This is a genomic window from Streptomyces sp. NPDC006872 (assembly GCF_040635845.1).
GTDB lineage: Bacteria > Actinomycetota > Actinomycetes > Streptomycetales > Streptomycetaceae > Streptomyces.
This window is the reverse complement of sequence record NZ_JBEYIL010000025.1, coordinates 113,607-137,174: the sequence shown is the minus strand read 5'-3', so window position 1 is coordinate 137,174 and position 23,568 is coordinate 113,607. Positions and strand designations below refer to the sequence as shown.

General features: G+C 71.1%; 20 protein-coding genes and 1 pseudogene. 16 read left to right on the top strand and 5 right to left on the bottom strand.

The annotated features are described in order from the left end of the window. From ABZ725_RS46585 to ABZ725_RS46545, 9 genes and pseudogenes are all read left to right on the top strand, one after another. Window positions 1-135, top strand: a pseudogene (locus ABZ725_RS46585) (sugar ABC transporter ATP-binding protein); the annotation flags it as partial. Between the two features lie 44 nt (window positions 136-179). Further along, entirely contained in the window at window positions 180-1,037 is an 858-nt protein-coding gene (locus tag ABZ725_RS46580; protein WP_351921098.1) for a sugar phosphate isomerase/epimerase, read from the top strand. Between the two features lie 92 nt (window positions 1,038-1,129). Further along, entirely contained in the window at window positions 1,130-2,098 is a 969-nt protein-coding gene (gene iolC / locus ABZ725_RS46575) for a 5-dehydro-2-deoxygluconokinase (RefSeq protein WP_358808430.1), read from the top strand. Window positions 2,099-2,102: 4 nt separating this feature from the next. After that, window positions 2,103-2,975, top strand: coding sequence for an aldolase (locus tag ABZ725_RS46570; protein ID WP_358808429.1), 873 nt, complete (start codon window positions 2,103-2,105; stop codon window positions 2,973-2,975). Next, the gene (iolB, locus tag ABZ725_RS46565) at window positions 2,972-3,847 is read left to right on the top strand and encodes a 5-deoxy-glucuronate isomerase (protein ID WP_358808428.1); all 876 of its coding nucleotides are present in this window, start codon (window positions 2,972-2,974) and stop codon (window positions 3,845-3,847) included. Before ABZ725_RS46570 ends, iolB begins: the two co-directional genes overlap by 4 nt. Next, complete coding sequence (gene iolD, locus ABZ725_RS46560; protein ID WP_358808427.1) at window positions 3,844-5,727, top strand: 3D-(3,5/4)-trihydroxycyclohexane-1,2-dione acylhydrolase (decyclizing); 1,884 nt, start codon at window positions 3,844-3,846, stop codon at window positions 5,725-5,727. Before iolB ends, iolD begins: the two co-directional genes overlap by 4 nt. A 15-nt stretch (window positions 5,728-5,742) precedes the next feature. Further along, window positions 5,743-7,233: a CoA-acylating methylmalonate-semialdehyde dehydrogenase gene (locus ABZ725_RS46555; protein WP_358808426.1), complete on the top strand. Its 1,491-nt coding sequence runs from the start codon at window positions 5,743-5,745 to the stop codon at window positions 7,231-7,233. Window positions 7,234-7,267: 34 nt separating this feature from the next. After that, entirely contained in the window at window positions 7,268-8,464 is a 1,197-nt protein-coding gene (locus ABZ725_RS46550) for a Gfo/Idh/MocA family oxidoreductase (RefSeq protein WP_358808425.1), read from the top strand. A gap of 29 nt (window positions 8,465-8,493) precedes the next feature. Next, window positions 8,494-9,492 (top strand): sugar phosphate isomerase/epimerase, encoded by a 999-nt coding sequence (locus ABZ725_RS46545; RefSeq protein WP_358808424.1) that lies wholly within the window; start codon window positions 8,494-8,496, stop codon window positions 9,490-9,492. A gap of 81 nt (window positions 9,493-9,573) precedes the next feature. On the opposite strand, the gene ABZ725_RS46540 is transcribed toward ABZ725_RS46545, so the two are convergent. Continuing rightward, complete coding sequence (locus tag ABZ725_RS46540; protein ID WP_358808423.1) at window positions 9,574-10,569, bottom strand: hypothetical protein; 996 nt, start codon at window positions 10,567-10,569, stop codon at window positions 9,574-9,576. 216 nt (window positions 10,570-10,785) lie between these two features. Here ABZ725_RS46540 and ABZ725_RS46535 point away from each other — a divergent pair, with 216 nt between their 5' ends. After that, window positions 10,786-11,076, top strand: a complete 291-nt coding sequence (locus ABZ725_RS46535; protein WP_358808422.1) for a zinc-ribbon domain-containing protein — start codon at window positions 10,786-10,788, stop codon at window positions 11,074-11,076. Between the two features lie 19 nt (window positions 11,077-11,095). Here ABZ725_RS46535 and ABZ725_RS46530 read toward each other — a convergent pair whose 3' ends face one another. Both ABZ725_RS46530 and ABZ725_RS46525 read right to left on the bottom strand, forming a co-directional pair. Beyond that, entirely contained in the window at window positions 11,096-12,133 is a 1,038-nt protein-coding gene (locus tag ABZ725_RS46530; RefSeq protein WP_358808439.1) for a substrate-binding domain-containing protein, read from the bottom strand. A 53-nt stretch (window positions 12,134-12,186) separates the two neighbouring features. Beyond that, a complete protein-coding gene (locus tag ABZ725_RS46525) occupies window positions 12,187-14,550 on the bottom strand; it encodes a SpoIIE family protein phosphatase (RefSeq protein WP_358808421.1) in 2,364 nt (787 codons plus the stop codon). A gap of 121 nt (window positions 14,551-14,671) precedes the next feature. On the opposite strand from ABZ725_RS46525, the gene ABZ725_RS46520 reads away from it, so the two are divergent. The 6 genes from ABZ725_RS46520 to ABZ725_RS46495 all read left to right on the top strand — a co-directional run bounded on the left by ABZ725_RS46520 (window position 14,672) and on the right by ABZ725_RS46495 (window position 22,645). Further along, on the top strand, window positions 14,672-15,760 hold the full coding sequence (locus ABZ725_RS46520; RefSeq protein ID WP_358808420.1) for a substrate-binding domain-containing protein: 1,089 nt from the start codon (window positions 14,672-14,674) through the stop codon (window positions 15,758-15,760). A 128-nt stretch (window positions 15,761-15,888) separates the two neighbouring features. Then, window positions 15,889-16,665, top strand: a complete 777-nt coding sequence (locus ABZ725_RS46515) for an ATP-binding cassette domain-containing protein (protein WP_358808419.1) — start codon at window positions 15,889-15,891, stop codon at window positions 16,663-16,665. 2 nt (window positions 16,666-16,667) lie between these two features. Next, entirely contained in the window at window positions 16,668-17,867 is a 1,200-nt protein-coding gene (locus ABZ725_RS46510; RefSeq protein WP_358808438.1) for a sugar ABC transporter permease, read from the top strand. A 224-nt stretch (window positions 17,868-18,091) separates the two neighbouring features. Beyond that, window positions 18,092-20,296, top strand: coding sequence for a nitrate- and nitrite sensing domain-containing protein (locus ABZ725_RS46505; protein WP_358808418.1), 2,205 nt, complete (start codon window positions 18,092-18,094; stop codon window positions 20,294-20,296). Window positions 20,297-20,470: 174 nt separating this feature from the next. Then, window positions 20,471-21,562, top strand: coding sequence for a right-handed parallel beta-helix repeat-containing protein (locus ABZ725_RS46500; RefSeq protein WP_358808417.1), 1,092 nt, complete (start codon window positions 20,471-20,473; stop codon window positions 21,560-21,562). Between the two features lie 54 nt (window positions 21,563-21,616). Continuing rightward, the gene (locus tag ABZ725_RS46495; RefSeq protein WP_358808416.1) at window positions 21,617-22,645 is read left to right on the top strand and encodes a methyltransferase; all 1,029 of its coding nucleotides are present in this window, start codon (window positions 21,617-21,619) and stop codon (window positions 22,643-22,645) included. A gap of 86 nt (window positions 22,646-22,731) precedes the next feature. Here the strand turns inward: ABZ725_RS46495 and ABZ725_RS46490 are convergent, their stop codons facing one another. Both ABZ725_RS46490 and ABZ725_RS46485 read right to left on the bottom strand, forming a co-directional pair. Then, window positions 22,732-23,064, bottom strand: coding sequence for a TcmI family type II polyketide cyclase (locus ABZ725_RS46490; protein ID WP_358808415.1), 333 nt, complete (start codon window positions 23,062-23,064; stop codon window positions 22,732-22,734). A 23-nt stretch (window positions 23,065-23,087) separates the two neighbouring features. Beyond that, window positions 23,088-23,567 carry an SRPBCC family protein gene (locus ABZ725_RS46485; protein ID WP_358808414.1) on the bottom strand — a complete coding sequence of 160 codons (480 nt, stop codon included), beginning with the start codon at window positions 23,565-23,567 and terminating at the stop codon, window positions 23,088-23,090. Window position 23,568 lies beyond the last annotated feature (1 nt).

Below are 23,568 nucleotides of genomic sequence, written 5' to 3'. Positions count from 1 at the left end.
GTCAGCCTCGAAGAGCTCACCAACCACATGGCCGGCGGCACCGAACTCGCCGCCCTCAAGCACGAGTTGGCCCAGGTCCGAGGCGTCGACGTCGAGAAGCTCCCCGACGCCGTGGCCGCGCCCCCGACCTCCTGACCGACAACCGACCCGACTACCGACACACCGGAAGGCAACCCGTCGTGAAGATCGCCCTCGACCCCTACATGATCCGCAACGTGCCGTTGCTCGAACTCCCCGCCGTGGTGGCCGAGTTGGGCTACGAGTGGATCGAGCTGTCCCCTCGGGAGGACTTCATCCCGTTCTTCCGGCACCCCCGCGTGGACGACGCCACCGTGCGTCGTTTCCGCAAGGCGCTGGACACGGCGGGCGTCGGCATCTCCTCCCTGCTGCCGCTGTTCCGCTGGTCCGGCCCCGACGAGGACGCCCGGCAGGCGGCCGTACGGTACTGGAAGCGGTCGATCCAGATCGCCGCGGACCTCGGCGTGGACAGCATCATCTCGGAGTTCAACGGGCGGCCCGAGGACTCGGACCGCAGCGAGGCCCAGTTCTGGAAGTCGCTGGACGAGCTGCTGCCGGTGTTCGAACGGGAGGGCATCCGGCTCACCCTGGAGCCGCATCCGGACGACTTCATCGAGAACGGTTACGACGCCGTCAACCTGATCCGCGGCATCAACCACCCCAGCGTCAGCTTCCTGTACTGCGCCCCGCACACCTTCCACATCGGAAACGACGCCCCCGGCATCATCAAGTACGCGGGCGACCTGCTCACCCATGTCCACCTGGCCGACGCCTTCGACCACACGGCGTCCTCGGGCAACCGCTACATCCTCAACCCGCCGGGCACGACGGCCCGTATCCACCAGCATCTCGACATGGGCGAGGGCGAGGTCGACTTCGACGAGCTCTTCCGCGAGCTGCGCGCGAACGGCTTCGACGGCACGCTGACGGCCTGTGTCTTCGCCTGGGAGGAACGGGCGAAGGAATCCTCGGTGTTCATGCGCCGGAAGATCGACGAGTACCTGTCCGCGGGGCAGTAGCCGCCCCCCCCTGTGCCGGCTCGTGAGCACGGGCGTCGGCCGCGCTTTTCTTAAAGCGCTTTAACAGTCACCACCGAAAGGAAACCAGCGAGATGCCGTTCGAAGTGCTGACCATGGGTCGCGTGGGGGTGGACGTGTATCCACTCCAGACAGGCGTGGGACTTGCGGAGGTCACTTCGTTCGGCAAGTACCTCGGCGGCAGCCCGACGAACGTGGCGGTGGCCGCCGCCCGGTACGGCCGCTCGGCAGCCGTGATCACGAAGACGGGCCGGGACCCGTTCGGCGAGTTCGTCCGTACGGCCCTGACCGGCTACGGCGTCGACAGCCGCTATGTGGGGACGTCGGACATCGCGCCGACGCCGGTGACGTTCTGCGAGATCTTCCCGCCGGACGACTTCCCGCTCTACTTCTACCGGCTGCCGAAGGCTCCCGACCTGGACATCGAGCCCGGCGAACTGGACCTGGACGCGGTGCGGGACGCGCGGATCTTCTGGGTCACCGGGACCGGGCTGAGCGAGGAACCGAGCCGTTCGGCCACGCTGGCCGCCCTCACGCACCGGGCCAAGTCCGGCTCCACCGTCTTCGACCTCGACTGGCGGCCGATGTTCTGGTCGGACCCGTCCGAGGCGCGGGCGTACTACAAGGAAGCCCTGCGGCACACGACCGTCGCGGTCGGCAACCTCGACGAGTGCGAGGTGGCCACCGGTGAGCGGGAGCCGTATGCGGCGGCGAAGGCGCTGCTGGCGGCGGGTGTGGAGCTGGCGGTGGTGAAGCAGGGGCCGAAGGGCGTGCTCGCCATGGACCGGGACGGCTCGGCCGTCGAGATCCCGCCGGTCCCGGTCGACGTGGTCAACGGGCTGGGCGCCGGTGACGCGTTCGGCGGCGCGCTCTGCCACGGCCTGCTGGCCGGTTGGGACACCCGTCGCACCGTGTCCTTCGCCAACGCGGCCGGCGCCATCGTCGCGGGCCGGCTGGCCTGCTCCGAGGCGATGCCGACCGAGGCCGAGGTCGACACCAAGCTCCGTGAGGCGTCCCTCGCCTCCTCCGAACGAAAGGCGTGACGACGTGCTGTCCGAGAACGTGAGCCGGATCGTGTCCGCCCGGGTGGGCGACCCCGGCGCCATCGCGGCCGCCGCCGCGCGCCGGGTGAAGGCCACCTCGCTGCTGGGCGAGCACGGCAAGGCCATGATCGTCGCGGCGGACCATCCGGCGCGCGGCGCCAACGGCGTCGGCGGCGACCCGAACGCGATGGCCGACCGCTTCGAGCTGCTGGACCGGCTGTGCGTCGCGCTGGAGCGGCCGGGCGTCACCGGTGTGCTGGGCACGGCCGACATACTCGAGGACCTGCTGCTGCTCGGCGTCCTGGACGGCAAGAGCGTCTTCGGCTCGATGAACCGGGCCGGGCTCGCGGGTTCGGTGTTCGAGATCGACGACCGGTTCACCGGCTACGACGCCGCCACGCTCGCCGCGATGGGCTTCGACGGCGGCAAGATGCTCACCCGCATCGCCCTCGACGACCCGGCGACGCCGTCCGTGCTGTTCGACACGGCGCAGGCGGTCAACGAGCTCAACGACCGCCGGCTCATCGCGATGGTCGAGCCGTTCCTGTCCTCCTGGCAGGACGGCAGGATCCGCAACGACCTGTCCACGGACGCGGTCGTCAAGTCGGTGACCATCGCCTCGGGACTGGGCCGGAGCACCGCCTACACCTGGCTGAAGCTGCCGGTGGTGGAGAACATGGAGCGCGTCCTGGCCTCCTCCACGCTGCCTGCGCTGCTCCTCGGCGGTGAGGTCAAGGACGCGGAGGCCGCCTTCGCGTCCTGGGGGAAGGCGCTCAAGCAGCCCACCGCGCAGGGTCTGGTCGTCGGCCGCTCCCTGCTCTACCCCGCGAGCGGCGACGTGGCCGGTGCGGTGGACAAGGCGGTGAGCCTGCTGTGAGCGGCAAGTACTACCAGCCGAAGGGGACTTCGGCCGACGGCCCCTACGACGTCCTGGTCACGCCGGAGTCGGCGGGCTGGGGATACTCCGGTCTCAGGATCCTGACCCTGGGACCGGGTGAGGCGCATGCCCTGTCCACCGGGGACTGCGAGTTCCTGGTCCTGCCGCTGACGGGCTCCTGCACCGTCACCACGGACGGCAAGGCCTTCGAACTCGCAGGCCGGACGGGCGTGTTCGCCTCGGCAACCGACTTCGCGTATGTGCCGCGCGAGTCGGAGGCCCTCATCAGCAGCGCGCACGGAGGTCGTTTCGCGCTGCCCTCCGCCCGTACCGAGCGAGGCGGCCTGCCCGCCCGGTACGGGCGCAAGGAGGACGTCCCCGTCGAGCTGCGGGGTGCGGGGGCGTGCTCGCGGCAGGTCAACAACTACTGCCTGCCGGGCACGTTCGAGGCCGAGCAGCTGCTGGTGTGCGAGGTCCTCACGCCGGGCGGCAACTGGTCGTCGTATCCGCCGCACAAGCACGACGAGGCACGGCCGGGCGCCGAGTCCGAGCTGGAGGAGATCTACTACTTCGAGGTCTCCGGGGACGGGAACGGCTTCGGCTACCAGCGGGTCTACGGCACCCCCGAGCGGCCGATCGACGTGCTCGCCGAGGTCCGCTCCGGCGACACCGTGCTGATCCCGCACGGCTGGCACGGGCCGTCCGTCGCCGCGCCGGGCTACGACCTCTACTACCTCAACGTCATGGCAGGCCCCGGTCAGGACCGCGCCTGGCTGATCTGCGACGACCCCGCCCACGGCTGGGTCCGCGACACCTGGAAGACCCAGGACGTCGACGACCGGCTGCCCTTCGAAGGACCCAACGCGCAATGAACACCGTCCGACTCACCACCGCCCAGGCCCTCGTGCGCTTCCTCGCCAACCAGTACAGCGAGCGCGACGGCCAGGAACAGCGCCTCATCCCCGGGGTGTGGGGCATCTTCGGGCACGGCAACGTCGCCGGCATCGGCCAGGCGCTGCTCCAGGCCGCCACCACCGGCGAGGCCGACCTGCCCTACTACCTCGCCCGCAACGAACAGGGCATGGTCCACGCCTCCGTCGCCTACGCGAAGATGCGCGACCGGCTGGCCGCCTTCGCCTGCTCGGCGTCGACGGGTCCCGGCTCGACGAACATGATCACGGGTGCGGCGCTGGCCACCACCAACCGCCTCCCCGTCCTGCTCCTGCCGTCCGACATGTTCGCGACCCGGGCCGCCGACCCGGTGCTCCAGCAGCTGGAGGACAGCCGGGGCGGGGACGTCACCGTCAACGACGCCTTCCGCGCCGTGTCGAAGTACTTCGACCGTGTCTCCCGCCCCGAGCAGCTCATCCCGGCCGCCCTCGCCGCGATGCGGGTGCTGACCGACCCCGTCGAGACCGGCGCCGTCACCCTCGCCCTGCCCCAGGACGTGCAGGCCGAGGCCCACGACTGGCCGGTCGAGTTCTTCCGGCGCCGGGTGTGGCACGTGGGCCGCCCGGTGCCGGAGGCAGCCGCCGTCGAGCGGGCCGCACGGCTGCTGCGGGGTGCGAAGAAGCCGCTCATCGTGGCCGGCGGCGGGGCCGTCTACTCCGGCGCCGAGACCGTGCTGCGCGCGTTCGCCGAGGCCACCGGGATTCCGGTCGCCGACACGCACGCGGGCAAGGGCGCCGTCGCCTGGGACCACCCCTACGCCGTCGGCGGCATCGGCTCGACGGGGTCCTACGCGGCGAACGAGCTGGCGAAGGAGGCCGACGTCGTCCTGGGCATCGGCACCCGCTACTCGGACTTCACCACCGCCAGCCACACCGTCTTCGGCAACCCCGACGTCGCCTTCGTCAACCTCAACGTCGCCCGCCTCGACGCCGTCAAGCACTCGGCCGAGCCGCTGGTCGCGGATGCCCGGCTCGGGATCCAGGCCCTCGCAGAAGCACTGACGGGCTGGGAAGTCTCCGACGAATACCGCAGGCAGACCCGTCAACTCATCGCCCGGACGCGGGAGATCGAGGAGGAGTGCTTCGCCCCGGACCGCAACACCGGCGACCTGCCCGCCCAGACGCAGATCCTCGGCGCGCTCAACGACGTCCTCGACGACCGGGCCGTGGTCATCAACGCCGCCGGATCCATGCCCGGCGACCTGCAACAACTGTGGCGGGCCCGCGATCCGAAGGCCTACCACGTCGAGTACGCCTACTCCTGCATGGGCTACGAGGTCGCCGCCGGCGTCGGCGCGAAGATGGCCGATCCGTCGCGCGAGGTCGTCGTCCTGGTCGGCGACGGCTCATATCTGATGATGGCTCAGGAGATCGTGACCATGGTCTCCGAGGGCCTGAAGGTCATCATCGTGCTCGTCCAGAACCACGGCTTCGCCTCCATCGGCGCCCTCTCGGAGTCGCTGGGCTCACAGCGCTTCGGCACCAAGTACCGCTACCGCAACGGCGACTCAGGTCGGCTCGACGGCGAGGTGCTCCCCGTCGACCTCGCCGCCAACGCGTCGAGTCTGGGCGCGGACGTCCTGCACGCGGCCACCGTCGAGGAGTTCCGTTCCGCGATGGAGAAGGCCAAGGCCGCCACCCGCACCACCGTCGTGCACGTCGAGACCGACCTCTACGGACCCAACCCGCCCGGCCACGGCTGGTGGGACGTCCCCGTCAGCGAGGTCTCCGCCCTCGACACCACCCAAGCGGCCCACGACACCTACGCCGCCCACAAGCAGAACCAGCGCCACTACCTCTGACAAGGAACCCCTGACGTGACAACCATCCCCCACTGGATCAACGGCTCACCCGTCGAGGGCACCGAGACCGCCCCCGTCTTCAACCCCGCCACCGGCGCCGAGCAGGCCCGCGTCGTCCTCGGCGGCAGCCAGGACGTGGACGCCGCCGTCGCCGCCGCCACGGCCGCCTTCGAGACCTGGTCGGAGTCCTCGCTCAGCCAGCGCACCCAGGTCATGTTCGCCTTCCGGCAGCTCCTCGTCGAGCACGAGGAGGAGCTGGGCCGGATCATCTCCGCCGAGCACGGCAAGACCGTCGACGACGCCCGCGGCGAGATCACCCGCGGCCGCGAGGTCGTCGAGTTCGCCTGCGGCCTCGGCGACGTGCTGAAGGGCTCCTTCTCCGACCAGGTCTCCCGCGGCGTCGACGTCCACAACTTCCGCCAGCCCCTCGGCGTCGTCGCGGGCATCACCCCGTTCAACTTCCCCGCCATGGTGCCGCTGTGGATGCACCCGATGGCCATCGCGACCGGCAACACCTTCATCCTGAAGCCGAGCGAGCGCGACCCGTCCGCCGCGAACTTCGTCGCCGAGCTGTACAAGCGGGCCGGTCTGCCCGACGGCGTCTTCAACGTCGTGCACGGCGGCAAGCCCGCCGTCGACGCGATCCTCACCCACCCCGGCATCGAGGCCGTCTCCTTCGTCGGGTCGACGCCGATCGCCAAGTACGTGCACGAGCAGGCCACCGCCCACGGCAAGCGCGTCCAGGCCCTCGGCGGCGCCAAGAACCACGCCGTCGTCCTGCCCGACGCCGACCTGGAGTTCGCCGCCAACCACATCACCGCCGGCGCCTACGGCTCGGCCGGCGAGCGCTGCATGGCCGTCTCGGTGGCCGTCGCGGTCGGCGACGCCGCCGACGCCCTGGTCGAGGTGCTGGAGCGCAAGGCCCGCGAGATCAAGGTCGGTCCCGGTGACGTCGCCGGCACCGACATGGGCCCGCTGGTCACCAAGGTCGCGCAGGAGCGCGTCGAGAACGCCGTCGGCGTCGCCGCCACGCAGGGCGCCACCGTCGTCGTCGACGGCCGCGGACTCAAGGTCGACGGACACGAGGACGGCTTCTTCACCGGCCCGTCCCTCCTGGACCACGTCACCACCGAGATGGACGCCTACAAGGAGGAGCTGTTCGGCCCGGTGCTGGCCGTCGTCCGCGCCGACTCCCTCGACCAGGCGATCGATCTGATCAACGCCAACCCCTACGGCAACGGAACGGCCCTGTTCACCGCCTCCGGCGAGGCCGCCCGTCGCTTCCAGCGCAACATCAAGGTCGGCATGATCGGCATCAACGTGCCGGTGCCCGTCCCGATGTCGTACTACTCCTTCGGCGGCTGGAAGGACTCGCTCATCGGCGACTCCCCCATCCACGGTCCCGAGGGCCTGCGCTTCTACACCCGCCCCAAGGTGGTCACCACCCGCTGGCCGCAGCCCGCCCAGCAGGTCACCGCCGGTTTCAACTTCCCCACCTCCAACTGAGATTCCCCACCGGGACTTTTCGAAAGGCACCACCATGACCACCTCGGGCAAGCCCCTTTCCGTCGCCGTGATCGGCGCGGGTATGGCCGGTCGCAGCCACGCCGCCGGATACCGCAACGTCAACACCGTCTTCGGCGCCGGTCTGCCGCCGGTGCGGTTGGCAGCGATAGCCGATGCCAACGTGGCGCTCGGCGAGGACGCCGCCCGGCGTTACGGCTTCGAGAAGGCGCTCCCGAGCTGGGAGGCCGTCGTCGAGGACCCGACGATCGACGCGGTCAGCATCGTCGTGGGCAACGCCCTGCACCGCCCGATCGCGGAGGCGCTGGTCGCCGCGGGCAAGCACGTGCTGTGCGAGAAGCCGCTGGCCGGTTCGCTGGAGGACGCCCGCGCGATGGCCGAGCTGGAGCGCTCCGCCGAGGTCGTGACGGCCGTCGGGTACACCTTCCGCCGCTCGCCCGGCATCGCCGGCATCCGTGACCACGTGCAGCGCGGTGAGCTGGGTGACCTCACCCTGTTCAGCGGGCGCTACTGGTGCGACTACGCGACCGACCCGCGCGGTCCGCTGAGCTGGCGCTTCAAGGGCGACGCCGGTTCGGGTGCGCTCGGTGACGTCGGTTCGCACGTGATCGACGCCGCCGAGTACGTCGCCGGTCCGATCGTGTCCGTCTCGGGCGCCGTCCTCTCGACGCAGATCGCCAAGCGTCCGCTGCCGCTGGGCGCGGTCGTCGGGCACAACGCCGCTCCCGTCTCCGACGAGTTCGGCGAGGTGGAGAACGAGGACACCGCGTCCTTCACCGCCACCTTCGCCTCGGGCCTGGTCGGCACCTTCTCGGTGACGCGCACCGGCTTCGGTCTGCCCAACGGGCTCGCCTTCGACGTCCTGGGCGTCGGCGGCCGGGCCGCGTTCGACCAGCACCGGCCCGCCGAGTACCTCTTCGACGACGCCCAGCCCGACGCCCGTACGCGCGGCGCCCGGCAGATCATCGTGGGCCCGAACCTGCCGTACTTCGCGGGCGGCGTCCCGATGGAGGCGCCGGGTGTCGGCGCGAGCAACGCCGACAACTTCACCTACCAGGCCCGCGCCTTCCTCGACCAGGTCGCCGGCGTCACCGAGCCGCTGCCGGCCTGCGCCACCTTCGCCGACGCGCTGCGGACGATGGAGATCATCCAGGCCGTCGTCGCCTCCGCCCGCAACGACGGCGCGGCCGTCGCCGTTCCGCCCGTCGCCTGACGTCCCGCACGCATCCAAGGAGCACCCACATGGCCCTCAAGCTCGGCGCCTACACCGCCTGTCTGCACGACCGGCCCCTCACCGAGGCCCTCGACGTCCTCAAGGAGAACGGTCTGACCTCGGTGGAGGTCAACACCGGCGGCTTCATCCCCTCCCCGCACTGCCCGGTCGACCTGCTGCTGTCCTCGGCCACCGCCCGCGAGGAGTACCTGGCGACCTTCGCCGAGCGCGGGATGGAGCTGACCGGGCTCAACTGCAACGGCAACCCGCTCAACCCGCTGCCCGGCGTCGGCCCGAAGCACGCCGACGATCTGCGGCGCACGATCCGGCTGGCCGGTCTGCTCGGTGTGAAGCACGTGGTCACCATGTCCGGCACGCCGGGCTCCGACCCCGACGCCAAGTACCCGTCCTGGGTCGTCAACCCGTGGGACGGCGTCTACATGGACGTCCTGGACTACCAGTGGGGCGTGGCCGTCGAGTTCTGGAAGGAGATCGACGCGCTGGCCCGGGAGAACGACGTCCGGGTCGCCATCGAGATGCACCCGCACAACATCGTGTTCTCGCCGGTCACCCTGAAGCGGCTGGTCGACGCGGGCGGTCTGACGAACGTCGGCGCGGAGATGGACCCGTCGCACCTGATGTGGCAGGGCATGGACGTCATCGCGTCCATCAAGTGGCTGGGCCCGCTGGTGTTCCACGCGGCCGCGAAGGACGCGACGCTCTGCCCGGGCGCCGACATCCGCGGGGTGCTGGACACCTCGTTCACCCGGGTGCCCTCCGACGACCCCGGCAAGGTGCCCACCGGCTACGGCTTCTGGTGCAACGCCTGGCCGGAGAACCCGGCCTGGAAGTTCGTCGCCGTCGGCAACGGCAACGGCGTCCCGTTCTGGACCGAGTTCCTGCGCGCCCTCGCCGAGATCGACCCGGACATGGCCGTGAACATCGAGCACGAGGACGCCGCCTACTCGCAGACCGAGGGGCTCGCCCTGGCCGCGAAGAACCTGCACAGCGCCGCGGTCGGCCTGTAACCCGCTCCCCCGCGTGGCCCCGTGACCGTCTGCGGTCCCGGGGCCACGCCTTCGTGCATCGCCGATCCACGGACCGATCGGCTAGCGGCGGGCCCGCTGGTGGACGGTGGCCAGGAGCAGGTTGGGGTCCTGCCGGGTGAAGTACGCCGCGCTGGGGACGTAGGCGGTGCGGCCGCGTACGGCCACGGAGGTGGGGTTGGACAGCCCGTCCTGTCGGGTGAGGACGACCGTGTGGGTGCCGTCCGGGCGTACGCGGGCGACCTGGTTGCCGCCGATCAGGGCGACGAGGGCGGTGTCGCGGTGGCGCTCGACGAAGGCGAAGTCGTCGATCCCGTACAGCCCGGTGGCCCGGGTCTGGATCGGGGCCGGGAAGCCGTTCTGGAGTACCCGGATGCGCAGCAGGGTGCCGGTGGCGGAGTTGGACACCCAGACGGCGTTGCGGTGGAACTTGAGGCCGTTGGCTCCGACGCCGGCCGCGGGGCGACCGTCCGAGTGCGTCGCGGTGACCGGTTGGAGGGCGGTTCCGACGGCCCATGCGGTGGGTGTGCCGCCCGAGCTCGGGACGCGCCAGACGGTGCCGAGCACCGAGTCCGCCGCGTAGAGCACGCCTCGGCGTTCGTCGAGGGCGAGGCCGTTGGGGAACCCGTTCGGCGGGAGCTGTGCGATCTGTCGGGGGGTGCCGCCGCCGCGGGGGATGCGCCAGATGCCGGTCTCGCTGGTGCCGGTGGCGTAGTTGACGTAGAGGGTGCCGTCGTATGCGCGGGCGATGCCGAGGACGATGGCCGCGCCGACGACGGGGGTGTGCGGGTTGGCCACGGCGGGCAGCGTCGCGAGGATGCGCGTCCCGCGGGTGCGGCTGATGTTGGCGACCTGCCTGGCGTTCGAGAAGGTCAGGTCGGCGGAGCCATCGGGTTCGAGGGCGATGTTCTCCGGTGTCTGTCCTGCGGCGAAGTCGAAGTGGGCGACCACGCGTGGATCGGTGACGGGCGGCTCGCCGCCCGAGGCGGGCGCCGTGGCCAGCAGGCTCAGGGCGAGAACGGCGGCGGTGACGCCCGCCGACCGGGTGAGTCGGGGCATGGACCTCTCCTTGAAGGGGAGCGGAAAGCGCCGCGGTGCGGCGGCCAGACGACCATGGCTGTGCGCTGGCTGCGACCGCCGCAGTCGCGGCCGGGAGGTCGCCCGCGTGGCGCAGGGCTTGGAGCCGCCTGCGGCTCACGCGAGTGACGCCGTATGCACCAGACTGTGCCGTGCGGACAATCGCTCTTCGGACCATCATCCAGAAAGAAGTGCAGTGTGATCATCTTCGGCACCAAGGGATACCTCTACCAGCTGGCGATACTGACGCTGGTGTGCGGACACTGCGGCAACCCTTCCGCGCACACGCTCAGGAAGCGGGTCACGAAGTTCACGCTGTTCTTCGTGCCGCTGTTCCCGATCTCGACGAAGTACGCGACGCAGTGCACGTTCTGCGGTGCGGAGCAGAAGGTGACGAAGGAGCAGGCCGACCAACTGCTGGCGCAGGGCGCGGGCGGCGTCGGCGGCCAGGCGTACGGGCAGCCGCAGCAGCAGCCGTACCAGCACTGACGTCCCGGACGCCGATGGCCTACGGGGTGAGGCCGGCCCGGTCGCAGGCGGCCCGGAGGTGCGGGGTGCAGATCTGGGCGACGGTGTAGAGGCCGTCCTCGACGAGGATCGGCTCGATGTCGTCGACCGTCACGGCGACCGGCGTGAGCAGGACCGCCGGGATGTCTTCGTCGGTGGGGCTGTCGACGGTCGTGGTGGCGTTGCCGCGGGGGTCCTCGCCGCGGCCGGCGGCGACGGCCATGGCGGCGACGGCGGCCGCTTCCTTCTCGAACGGTTTGTACACCGTCATGTACTGCTCGCCCTTGACGATGCGCCGCACGGCGTCGAGGTCGGCGTCCTGGCCGGTGACGGGCGGGAAGTCGGTGACGCCGGCGCTCTTGAGGGCGGCGACGACGCCGGCCGCGATGGAGTCGTTGGCCGCCAGGACGCCGTCGATCCGGTCCGGGCCGAGGGCGGCGATGGCTGCGGACATGTTGGTGTGGGCGTTCTGGGTGCTCCAGTCCAGGGTGTCGTAGGACCTGCCGATCCTCACCTTGCCGGCGAGGACGGACAGCGCGCCGTTGCGGTACAGGGCCGCGTTGGGGCTGGTGGGGTCGCCGTTCACCATGACGATGTCGCGGCCCTCGTTCCGCTGCTCCATGGCCTTCAGGAGCGCCTCGCCCTGGAGTCGGCCGACCTGGCGGCCGTCGAAGCTGACGTAGCCGGTGATGGGGCCCTCGGCGAGGCGGTCGTAGGCGATGACGGGGACGCCCGCGCGGCGCGCCTCCTGGATCGAGGAGCGCATCGCCCGGGTGTCGGCGGCGTCGAGGATCAGGACCTCGGCGCCCTTGGTGACCATGGACATCAGCTGTTGTCGCTGTCTGGTCACGTCGTTCTCGGCGTTGGCGTACTCCACCGTGCAGGCGGGGCACAGCGTCTTCACCTTCGACTGGATCAGCGGCCGGTCCGCGTGTTCCCAGCGGGGGACGGCGCGGCTGGGGAGCAGCAGGCCGACGGTGAAGCCTTCTCCCGCGGTCGGCTCCTGGTCTCCGCCGCAGGCGGCGAGGGGCAGCGCCATGAGTGCCGCGACGAGCGCGGCGACGAGGTGCCTGCGACGGTTCGGACGGTTCTTCACGGCTCTCCCCCTGGTACGGCGATCTCGCTGCACACCTGTTTGCCGCCGGCCACGGGGATCGTGACGAAGGACTCCGACATGGCCTCGACCAGCAGCAGGCCGCGGCCGCCGGTGGCCTCCCAGTCGACGATCACGGGCTTGGCGGGTGCGCGCGGCGAGGAGTCGCTGACGCAGACGCGGATCCGGTCGCCGCGCAGGGTCAGGTCGAGACGGACCGGGCCCTGGGTGTGCACGAGGGCGTTGGTGACGAGTTCGGAGACGACCAGCAGGACGGCGTCGCCCGTCTCCGGGATGCTCCAGCGGCGCAGGGTGCGGGCGGTGAAGCGGCGGGCGTGCATGACGGCGTCGGGCAGCCGCCACACCATCCAGCCGGCCCGGATGGGTCGGGTCTTCATGCCGTCGTAGCGCAGGAGCAGCAGCGCCACGTCGTCCTCGCGGCGGCCGGCGTCGCCGAGGAGTTCGTCGGCCATCTTGCCGAGGTCGCCGGGGTCGGCGGCGGCGAGGGCGACGCGGGTGCGGTGCATGCCCTCGTCCAGGGGCAGGTCGGCGGCCTCGACCAGGCCGTCGGTGACCAGGGCGAGGACCGTGGCGGGGGCCAGTTCGACGGCCGTCATGGGGAACTCGGCCTCGGCGAGGATGCCCAGCGGGGGTCCGCCCGCGACCTCGACCTCCTCGGTGGCGCCGTCGGGCAGGCGCAGCATGGGTGCGAGGTGGCCGGCGCGGACGAAGAGGGTGTTGCCCTCCTCCATGTCGAGTTCGGCGTAGCAGCAGGTGGCGAAGAGGTCGGTCTCCATGCCGACGAGGAGCCGGTTGGCGTGCGAGACGACCACGTCGGGCGGGTGGCCCTCCATGGCGTAGGCGCGGACCGCGGTGCGCATCTGGCCCATGATCGTGGCGGCTCCGGCGCTGTGTCCCTGGACGTCTCCGATGACCAGGGCGACCCGGTCCTCGGAGAGGGCGATGACGTCGTACCAGTCGCCGCCCACCTGGAGGCCGCGTCGGGCGGGCAGGTAGCGGGCGACGGCGGTGCCGCCGGGGAGTTCGGGCAGCCGCCGGGGCAGCAGACTGCGCTGGAGCATCGTGGCGAGTTCCTGCTCGGCGTCGTGGGCGTGGGCGCGTTTGAGCGCCTGGCCGACGAGGGCGGCGGTGGCGGTGAGCAGGGAGCGTTCCTCGGGGGCGAAGTCGTGCGGTCGGTCCCAGCCGACCAGGCAGACTCCGGCGACCTGGCCTTTCGCGGGGAGCGGCAGGACGGCGAGTCCGCCGGTGCCGATGCCGGCCAGGCCGGGTTCGAGGAGCGTGTCGGCGGGCCAGAGGTCCATGCGGCCGTCGCGCAGGGCGGCCTGGAGGGTGGGCAGGGCGCGCAGGGATGCGTCGGGCCATTCGGTGCGCCACTCGGAGCGCCAGGTCGGCGGCCAGGCGGTGGGCTGGGGCGGGTCGAGGACGGTGACCATGAGGCGGTCGTCCTGCAGTGCGGCGAGGGCCACGCGGTCGGCGGCCAGCGGCTCGCGCAGGGCGGCGACCACGACGCGGCCGACGTCTCGGACGGTCGCGGCGTCGTCGAGGGCGGCGGTGAGCCACTGGATCCTGGAGACGTCGTCGCCGCCGCGGCGCAGGACGGGGGTGGCCGTCACCACGCCGATCAGCTGTTCCGGTCCGTCGGCGGCGCCCGCGGCGACCCGGCAGCTCAGGCTGAGCCAGCGCATCTCGCCGGCGGGGCCGCGCACCCGGAACTCCAGGTCGCGTCGGCCGGAGGCCTCGTCGGAGGGCTCCAGGACGGACATGAGGGCGTGCATGTCCTCGGGGAGGGCATGGGAGAGCAGGGTGTCGGCCTTGCCGTCGAAGTCGTCCGGGGTGATGCCCACGAGTTCGAGCAGCGTGTCGTCGGCGTCGATGAGGCCGGTGTCCGGGACGAGGACGAAGGAGCCGACGCGCAGGCTGCGCAGTGCGGGGCCGAGCAGCGGCGTCGGCGTCGGTGGGTCGGCGCCCGGCTGGAGGAGGCCTGCGACCGCGTCGGCGTATCGCTCGAGGAAGCGGCGTTGCTCGTTCTCGAAGCCGTCCTGTGTGGCGCTCAGGACCAGGAGGCAGCCGAGGCGTCCGCCCTGCGGGCCGAGGGGGAGCGCGCCGAGGGAAGGTGCGTCGGCCGGGGCCTCGGGGGTCAGCCAGAGGGGGTGGTCGGTGCGGAAGGCGCGGGCCGCGGGCGAGTCACCGGACAGGGGGAGGCGCTCCGGCGGGCCCGCTCCGGAAGGGGTGCCTCCGGACGCGTCCACCAACCGAAGCTCTTCGGTGCCGGCACTGGGCGCGTAGACCGCTGCCAGTATCACTCCGGCGAAGGCCAGGGCCCGGTCGAGGCATGTCCGCAACGTACCTCCCGTCCTGCCGCAGGTGCCGACCGGTTGAGATCGACGCACCCACCCACCAGAATCGCATATACGGATCAACCAGACATATCCACCTTATTGTCATCTATGACAGGTATCGCAGATGAAGGCCTGCATACGGGACACAGCCGCCACGGTGACCGCGTTCTCCACCGCGGTCGTCCTGGCGGCCTGCGGGGCGGGTGCCGGGACCGACTCCGACGGGGAGGAGGGACCGCGCATCGGCCTGCTGCTGCCGGACGCCACCACGGCGCGCTGGGAGGCACAGGACAGACCCCTGCTGGAGAAGAGGATCGAGGAGCTGTGCGACACCTGCGTGGTCGAAAACACCAACGCCAAGGGCGATGTCGCCCTCCAGCAGGAACAGATGGACTCCATGGTCACCAAGGGCGTCGACGCCATCGTGCTGGTGGCCGTGGACGCCCGCTCGCTCCGCCCGGCGGTCACGAAGGCGCACGAGGCGGGCATCCCCGTCATCGCCTACGACCGGCTCGCCGAGGGCCCGATCTCGGGCTACGTCTCCTTCGACGGGGTGGAGGTCGGCCGGCTCCAGGGCCGGGCCCTGCTGACGGCGATGGGCGACAAGGTGCCCGGCGCCCAGATCGTCATGATGAACGGCGATCCCAGCGACCCGAACGCCAAGGCGTTCGAGAAGGGCGCGCTGTCGGTGCTGAGCGGGAAGGTGCGGATCGGCAAGGCCTACGACACCCCGCAATGGCGGGCGGAGACCGCGCACATGAACATGTCCGGGGCCCTCGCCGCGCTGGGCGCCGACGCCATCGACGGGGTCTACGCGGCCAACGACGGCCTCGCCGGCGGGAGCATCGCCGCCCTCAAGGCCAACAAGGTCTCCCCGCTGCCCCCGGTCACCGGGCAGGACGCCGAGCTCTCGGCGCTGCGCCGGATCGTCGGCGGCGAGCAGTACATGACGGTCTTCAAGCCGTTCGGGCCCGAGGCTGCCGCGGGCGGCGCGATGGCCGTGGCGGCGGCCCGCGGGCAGAGCCTCGACCCGGTGGCCACCGGCGAGGTGCCGACCCGCGGCGGCGAGGCGGTCGCGTCCGTGCTGCTCACCCCGGTGTCGGTGACGGTCGACAACATGGCGCAGACCGTCGTGAAGGACGGCCTGCACACCGTCCGGCAGATCTGCACTCCCGAGCTCCGGGCCGCCTGTGCCAAGGCCGGACTCATCTGACCCGGAATCCTCCGACCCGGAATCCTCCGATCCGGACTCGCCCGATCCGGACTCGCCCGATCCGGACTCATCCGACCCTGACTCGTCCGACGCCGCATCGGCCCGCCCTCGGGAAGGAGTTGGTCTCCGTGCCGGGTCTTCCCTTGCTGGCGCTGCGGGGCGTGTGCAAGCGCTTCGGCGTCGTCGAGGTCCTCACGGACATCGAGCTGGAGATCCACGCCGGCCAGGTCGTCGCGCTCCTCGGGGACAACGGGGCCGGCAAGTCGACCCTGGTCAAGGTGATCTCCGGGGTCGCCCCGGCGGAGCGGGGCGTCATCGAGTGGCAGGGCCGGCCGGTCCACATCAGACGCCCGCACGACGCCCGGGACCTGGGCATCGCCACCGTCTACCAGGACCTCGCGCTGTGCGGGAACCTCGACGTCGTCGGAAACCTGTTCCTCGGCCGGGAGATCCGCAGGTTCGGGTTCCTCGACGAGATGGAGATGGAGCGCCGCACCCGGCAGCTGCTGGAACGGCTGACCAAGGGGATGCCCGATCTGCGCGGCCCCGTCGTCTCGCTCTCCAGCGGGCAGCGGCAGACGGTGGCCATCGCCCGCTCGCTCCTCGGCGACCCGCGGGTCCTCCTGCTGGACGAGCCGACCGCCGCGCTGGGCTTCGAGCAGACCACCGAGGTCCTCGACCTCGTCGACCGGTTGCGCGACCGCGGTCTGGGCGTCCTGCTCATCAGCCACAACATGGGTGACGTGAAGGCTCTCGCGGACCGCGCCGCGGTGCTGCGCCTGGGGCGCAACAACGGCTTCTTCGACGTGAACACCGCCTCGCAGGAGCAGATCATCTCGTCCATCACCGGCGCCACGGAGAACGCCCCCCGCCGGCCGGCCGCCCGGGAGGCGGGGTGGGAATGAGCATGCGGGCCGTCGTCCGTGGCGTGCGGAGCGGGGTGGCGGTCTTCCGGCGCAAGTGGAGCGCCGGTGAACTGGGATCGCTCCCCGTGGTCCTCGTCCTGGCCGTCGTCTGGATCACCTTCCAGTCCCTCAACGAGAACTTCCTCTCGCCCCGGAACCTGTCCAACCTCAGCGTGGACATCGTGGGGACGGGTCTGATCGCGGTCGGCATCGTCTTCGTGCTGCTGCTCGGCGAGCTCGATCTGTCCGTCGGCTCGGTCAGCGGCCTGGCGGCGGCCGTGTTCGCGGTGCTGAACGTGAACAACGGGGTGCCGGAGTGGCTCGCGCTGATCGTCGCGGTGCTCGCGGGCACCGTGGCGGGGACCGTCCAGGGCTACTCCATCGCCAGGACCCGGGTGCCGGCGTTCGTGGTCACGCTCGCCGGGCTGCTCACCTGGAACGGCCTGATGCTCGCCGTCCTCGGCGACAGCGGCACCGTCAACCTCGACGAGAACGGGCTGGTCGCCCGGTTGACCAGCTACTACTTCACCCAGGACGCCGTCGCCTACGGCCTGGCGGCGCTCGCCGTGGGCGCGGTCTTCCTCGTCTCCGACCGGGACCGGCGGCGGCGCAGGGCCGTCGGCATGCCGCACCGTTCGCTGAGCGACATCGTGGTGCGCACCGGCGGTCTCGCGGCGGTCGCGTTCACCATCGCCTATCTGCTCAACCGCTTCCAGGGCCTGCCGCTCGCCCTGCTCGTCTTCCTGGCGGTGGTGGCCGGCCTCGACGTACTGCTCCGCCGCACGCGCTACGGACGGCAGGTCTACGCGCTCGGCGGCAGCATCGAGGCCGCCCGCCGCGCCAGCCTCAACGTGACCTGGGTGCAGACGGCGGTGCTCGCGACCTCGGGCACGATGGCCGCGATCGGCGGTCTGTTCCTCGCCTCCCGCATCACCTCCGTGAGCCAGAGCTCCGGCTCGGGCGTGCTGCTCGTCAACGCCATCGCGGCGGCCGTCATCGGCGGCACCAGTCTGTTCGGCGGGCGCGGCACGACCTGGTCGGCGGTGCTCGGCATGCTGGTCATCCAGTCGATCGCCTCGGGCATGGCCATCACCGACACTCCCCCGGCCGTCCAGTTCGTGATCACGGGCGGGGTGCTGTTCGCCGCGGTCGTCATCGACGCACTGTCACGCCGCACCCAGGAGGCCCACGGACGGGCTTGACCGGGGTGCCCCTCGGCGGGCGTTCGGCGTAGTGTGGCCCCCGATCGTTTTGGTGAAAGTTGCACCACTTTTTTGAACGCAACTGAACGCGGCGCCGTCGACGCGTCGTATTGAGGGGTGCCGGCGCGTCATGCGCGAGGGGATCCAGAGGCGATAGGACAAGCGTGCCGAACAACTCACCCACAACGGAGGGACGGAGAAGGTCCCTCACCCGCAACTGGCCCGTGGGCAGGCGGCTGCGGGCCGTTCTGCTGATCCCGGTGCTCGTCGCCCTCGTGCTCGGGGGTGTGCGGGTGAAACGTTCGGTCGACACCTGGCAGGACGCCGACGACGCGGTCCGCGTGGCCGAACTGGTCCAGGCGGCGAACAAATACGCGAGTGACGCGATCAACGAGCGCGATGTCTCGGTCATCCCGCTGGTCACGGAGAAGAAGGCGACGGACACGGTCGTCCAGGCCCGGAAGGTCACCGACGCGGACGCCAAGGCGTTCGACGCGGCGGTCACCCGGATACCGAAGAACCCCGGACTCCTGCGCCGCGTGGAGCTGGTGCGCAACGGCGAGAAGCAGCTCACCGCCGTGCGGAGCGCCGCGTTCACCTCCCGGATGTCCGGGGTGCAGACCGAGGAGAGCTACCACACCATCCAGCACCCCCTGATGGAGATCTCGAACGAACTGGGCTACGGCAGCACCAACCAGGCAAGCTTCGGCCGCACGCTCTACACCATCTCCCTCACCCAGGCGGCCGAGTCCCTGATCCGGTCCATCGGCACACACCTGCTGGTGGAGGACCGCGACAGCCTCGCCGAAGGCGAACTCCAGGCCCAGCTCGCCTCGTTCCGCTCCTACGCCTACCTGGAGCAGGTCGGCCTCCAGGAGTTCGCGGGCGCCGGCACCACCGAGGACATGGCGCGGCTCCAGCAGGCGCTGGCCGACGCCGAGGCCAAGGGGAAGCAGCAGACCGCCGAGGCCGCCGCGAAGGCCGAGGCGGCGGGGCAGACGTTCGTCACCCCGCCCGCCATCGACGAGATGATCACCGAGATCGCCACCGGGAAGCCGGCCACCGAACTGGCCGAGCAGGGCATCACCCCCGAGTCGTTCTTCGGCGCGTCCACCCTGGGCTTCGACGCCTACCGCGGCATTCAGGTGAACCTCACCGACTCCGCGCTCGCGAGCGCCCAGGACATCGCCGACGACGCCCGCCGCGACGCCATCGTCAACGCCGCGCTCGTGCTCGCCGCGGTGCTCGCCGCGTTCCTCCTCGCCTCCTGGGTGGCCCGCACGATGAGCACCGGCATGCGCCGGCTCAGCGCCTCCGCGATCGAGATCTCCGGCCAGCGGCTGCCGGCCCTGATCGACCAGTTGTCGCAGACCGACCCCGGCCAGGTGGACACCCGGGTCACCCCGATCGCGATCAACACCACCGACGAGATCGGCGAGGTCGCCCGGGCCTTCGACCACGTCCACCGCGAGGCCGTCCGGCTCGCCGCCGAGCAGGCCCTGCTGCGCGGCAACATCAACGCGATCTTCACCAACCTCTCGCGCCGCAGCCAGTCCCTGATCGAGCGTCAACTGGCCCTGATCACCAGCCTGGAGGACAACGAGACCGACCCGGAGCAGCTGGAGAACCTCTTCCGGCTGGACAGCCTCGCCACCCGCGTGCGCCGCAACGGCGAGAACCTCCTGGTGCTCGGCGGCGAGAAGCCCGCCCAGCAGTGGAACCAGCCCCTTCCCCTGGTCGACGTCCTGCGCGCGGCCTCGTCGGAGGTGGAGCAGTACGAGCGCATCCGGTTCGCCGGCATCCCGGAGGCCCAGATCCACGGCCGGGCCGTGACCGACCTGGTGCATCTGCTCGCCGAACTGCTGGAGAACGCCACCGTGTTCTCCTCCCCGCGCTCGGAGGTGCGGGTGACCGCCGTCCGGCTCCCCGACGGCCGGATCATGATCGAGATCCATGACGAGGGCATCGGGCTGGAGGCGGACGACTTCGCGGTCATCAACCACAAGCTGGCCAACCCGCCGACCGTGGACGTCGACATCTCCCAGCACATGGGACTGTTCGTGGTCGGCAGACTCGCCGAACTGCACGGCATCCGCGTCCAGTTGCGCCCGTCCGGCGAGAAGTCCGGCACGACGTCCCTCGTCATGCTGCCCGACACGATCGCCCATCGCTCGCCCGACGCCCAGCCCGACTCCGACACCCTGGCCCTGGCGCTCGTCAAGACCGTCCCGGCGTCCCGGTACCCGGGCGGCGCGGCGGCTCTGGGCCTGATGGACTCCGGCGACGCGTTCACGGACTTCGAGGCGTGGCAGGACGAGTCGGCCAGGGCGCGGTCCGCCCAGGAGGCTCCGGCCGAGGAGGTCCGGCCGCGGCGGCTTCCCCGGCGGGCGTCCGGAGGCGGCCGCCGGCAGCGCCCCGACGGAAACTGAGCGCGCTCCTCCCGCTGTACGGCGCTCTTGCTCTGCACGGCGCCTCGGTTCTGCACGGTGCCTTCGTTCCGCACAGCGCCGTCGTTCCGCACGACGCTCCAGGTCTGTGCGGGACACGCCGCCGGATGGCCCATCTCGCCGGTTCTCGGGCCATCCGGTCATAACGTGCACAATATGAAGAAATGCCATATCGCATACCTGGCGTGCACCGCGGCGCTCCTCGGGACCGGGCTCGGCGCAGCTCCGCCCGCCCCCGGACACGTGGTCCATCTGGTCCAGCCCGGGGACTCGATCCAGAAGGCGGTGGACCGGGCCGAACCGGGCGACACCGTGCTGCTGGCCGCCGGCACCTACCACGAGAGCGTCGACGTGAAGACGCACGGGCTGACCCTGCGCGGCATGGGGCGCGACACCGTGCTCCAGCCGGCGGCCAAGGCCAAGACCAACCCCAAGTCCAAGACCAAGAAGGCGGTCGGCGCCTGCGCCGCGGGCGGCAACGGCATCTGTGTCGTCGGCACCAAGGCCCACCCCGTCGAGGACGTCACCGTCGCCTCCCTGACCGTCTCCGGCTTCACCAAGAACGGCGTCTACGCCATGGCCGCCGACGCGCTGACGGTGCGCAACGTCACCGCGGTGAAGAACGGGGTGTGGGGCATCGCCCAGGAGGCCTCCCGCCACGGCGAGTTCCGGGGCAACACCGCCCGCGACAACGGCGACGCGGGGCTGTTCCTCGCCAACAGCGTCACGCAGGAGCTGGGCGCCACGGACTCCGAGGGAACGGTCGTCGAGCACAACCGGCTGGAGGGCAACCGGATCGGCGTCACCGTGCGCCGGCTGCGCAACCTCACCCTCGCGCGCAACCACCTCACCGGCAACTGCGCGGCGGTGTTCGTCGTCGGCGACGAGAACAAGCCCAAGGCCGGCCGCGTGACCGTCGCCGAGAACCGCATCGTGCGCAACAACAAGTCCTGCCCGAAGACGGCCCGGCTGGACGCCCTGCAGGGCTCCGGCATCGTGCTGACCGGCGCCGAGGACAGCCTGATCACCCGGAACGTCATCGAGGACAACGTCGGCAAGTCCTCGCTGTCGGGCGGCATCGTGCTGTTCAAGAGCTTCGTGGGCACCACCAGCGACCGGAACCGGATCAGCGACAACAGGCTGCGGGGCAACTCCCCGGCCGACCTGGTGAACACGGACACCACCGGCAAGGGCAACACCTTCGTGGGCAACACCTGCAAGGCGTCGAAGCCCGCCGGCCTGTGCTGACCCCGACCGTCTCGTCCCGCACCGGGACTCCCCCACAGAGAAAGAAGGCGGCACATGACAACCGCTGAGACCGCCCCACCGCCGTCCATGCGTCTGCGGGAGCTCGTGTTCGGTGCGGCGTGCGCCGCCGCCGTCCGCTCCTGCGCCCGGCTGGGCGTCGCCGACGCCCTCGGCGACGCCCCCATGACCGTGGAGGACCTCGCCGCCGCGGCGAAGCTCGAACCCCGCCCGCTGCGCAGGCTGCTGCGCGCCCTGACCTGCTACGGCGTCTTCACCGAGCGCCCCGACGGGACATGGGCGCACACCGAGATGTCCCGGCTGCTGCGCGAGGACGACCCGCACAGCCTGCGCAACATCGCCCTGTGGTGCACCGAGCCATGGACCTGGGACGCCTGGCCGAAGCTCGACGAGGCGATGCGCACCGGCAGCAACGTCGTCGAGGACCTCTACGGCAAGGAGTTCTTCACCTACCTCAACGAGGACGCCCCCGAGTCCGCCGAGGTCTTCAACCGGGCCATGACGACCTCCAGCGAGCAGTCGGCGCGCGAGGTCGCCGCCCTGCTCGACCTGTCCGGCAGCACGTCGGTCGCCGACATCGGCGGCGGCCAGGGCCATGTGGTGGCCAGCCTGCTGGACAAGTACCCCTCGATGCACGGCAGCCTGCTCGACCTGCCCCGCGTCGTCGACAACGCCGTGCCCCGGCTGCGCGAGGGCGGCGACCTCGCGCACCGCGCCCGCATCGTGCCGGGCGACGTCCGCGTGGCCGTGCCCGTCCGGGCCGACGTCTACGTCATCAAGAACATCCTGGAGTGGGACGACCAGAGCACGGCCCGCACCCTGGCCAACGTCATCGGCGCGGGCGGACCCGGGACCCGGGTCGTGGTCATCGAGAACCTCGTCGACGACTCGCCGTCGATGCGGTTCAGCACCGCGATGGACCTGATGCTGCTCCTCAACGTCGGCGGGGCGAAGCACACCACCGAGAGCATGGTGAGCCGGCTCACCGAGGCGGGCCTGGTCATCGACGACGTCAGCCCGGTCAACCCGTATCTGCACGCGTTCGACTGCCACGTCCCCGGCTGATCCGGACGCACCCCCGGGAGAACCACCGGCCGCCGGGCCCGCGACGCTGCGGGCCCGGCGGCCGGTGAGGTGTCGTGCGGCGCGGGTCAGCCGGCCCGCTCGCGCTCCCAGAGGTAGAAGCGCTGCGCCATGGCGTCCTTCGGGGAACGCCAGGTCTCGGGGTCGTACGCGCTGACGTACGCGGACAGGCGCTCGCTGACGTCCCGGAACTCGGGATGCCCGGTGATCTTGGCGATGGCGGGCCCGGGTTCGCGCTCGGACTCGATCAGATGCATGTACACATCGCCGAACTGGAAGAGGCTGCGCCGGACGACGCCGACGAGCTGCGGCAGCTCGCCCCGGTCGGAGTCCTCGAAGACCTTGGCGATGTCGGGCGCCGATCCCGGGGCCATCCGGGCGACGATCAGGGCTTGGTGCATGGGGGGACTGTCCTTTGTCCGGCTCAGTCGGTCAGACCGGGCGTGGCGCCGCGTTCGGCGGCGGCCTTCTCGATGCGGTCGCGGATCAGGCCCATCTGGACCTTGGAGTTGCGGTTGATGTTGTCGGTCATCCACTCGTCGTCGACCGGCGCCTCGGGCTTCATCGCGAAGTCCTGCGTCCAGATCATCCGCGTGCCGGCCGGGACCTCCTCGTACCGCCAGTGGATGTTCATGTGGGCGAACGGCCCCGTCTCGACCCGGCGGGCCTTGACGGTGAGCGTCTCGCGGTCCGGCTCGCGCTCGGAGACCCAGCTCCACACGGTGCCGTTCTCGTCCGGGTGCATGGTCAGCCGGAAGGTGGTCCGGCGTCCCTCCCGGGAGAGGATCTCGACGGAGGCGTACTCGCTGAACAGCCGCGGCCAGTTGTCGAGGTCGTTGGTGATCTCCCAGACGAGGTCCAGCGGGGCCGCGATGGTGATCTCGTTCTGTGTGTGTCCGGTCATC

What these genes read in the sequence shown, in the direction of transcription:
- ABZ725_RS46540 (WP_358808423.1), bottom strand. Translation starts at nt 10,569, where the DNA reads ATGCCCCGACTCACCCGGTCGGCGGGCGTCACCGCCGCCGTTCTCGCC.
- ABZ725_RS46495 (WP_358808416.1), top strand. Translation starts at nt 21,617, where the DNA reads ATGACAACCGCTGAGACCGCCCCACCGCCGTCCATGCGTCTGCGGGAG.
- ABZ725_RS46500 (WP_358808417.1), top strand. Translation starts at nt 20,471, where the DNA reads ATGAAGAAATGCCATATCGCATACCTGGCGTGCACCGCGGCGCTCCTC.
- ABZ725_RS46490 (WP_358808415.1), bottom strand. Translation starts at nt 23,064, where the DNA reads ATGCACCAAGCCCTGATCGTCGCCCGGATGGCCCCGGGATCGGCGCCC.
- iolC (WP_358808430.1), top strand. Translation starts at nt 1,130, where the DNA reads ATGCCGTTCGAAGTGCTGACCATGGGTCGCGTGGGGGTGGACGTGTAT.
- ABZ725_RS46510 (WP_358808438.1), top strand. Translation starts at nt 16,668, where the DNA reads ATGCGGGCCGTCGTCCGTGGCGTGCGGAGCGGGGTGGCGGTCTTCCGG.
- iolD (WP_358808427.1), top strand. Translation starts at nt 3,844, where the DNA reads ATGAACACCGTCCGACTCACCACCGCCCAGGCCCTCGTGCGCTTCCTC.
- ABZ725_RS46545 (WP_358808424.1), top strand. Translation starts at nt 8,494, where the DNA reads ATGGCCCTCAAGCTCGGCGCCTACACCGCCTGTCTGCACGACCGGCCC.
- ABZ725_RS46550 (WP_358808425.1), top strand. Translation starts at nt 7,268, where the DNA reads ATGACCACCTCGGGCAAGCCCCTTTCCGTCGCCGTGATCGGCGCGGGT.
- ABZ725_RS46485 (WP_358808414.1), bottom strand. Translation starts at nt 23,567, where the DNA reads ATGACCGGACACACACAGAACGAGATCACCATCGCGGCCCCGCTGGAC.
- ABZ725_RS46530 (WP_358808439.1), bottom strand. Translation starts at nt 12,133, where the DNA reads ATGGCGCTGCCCCTCGCCGCCTGCGGCGGAGACCAGGAGCCGACCGCG.
- ABZ725_RS46520 (WP_358808420.1), top strand. Translation starts at nt 14,672, where the DNA reads ATGAAGGCCTGCATACGGGACACAGCCGCCACGGTGACCGCGTTCTCC.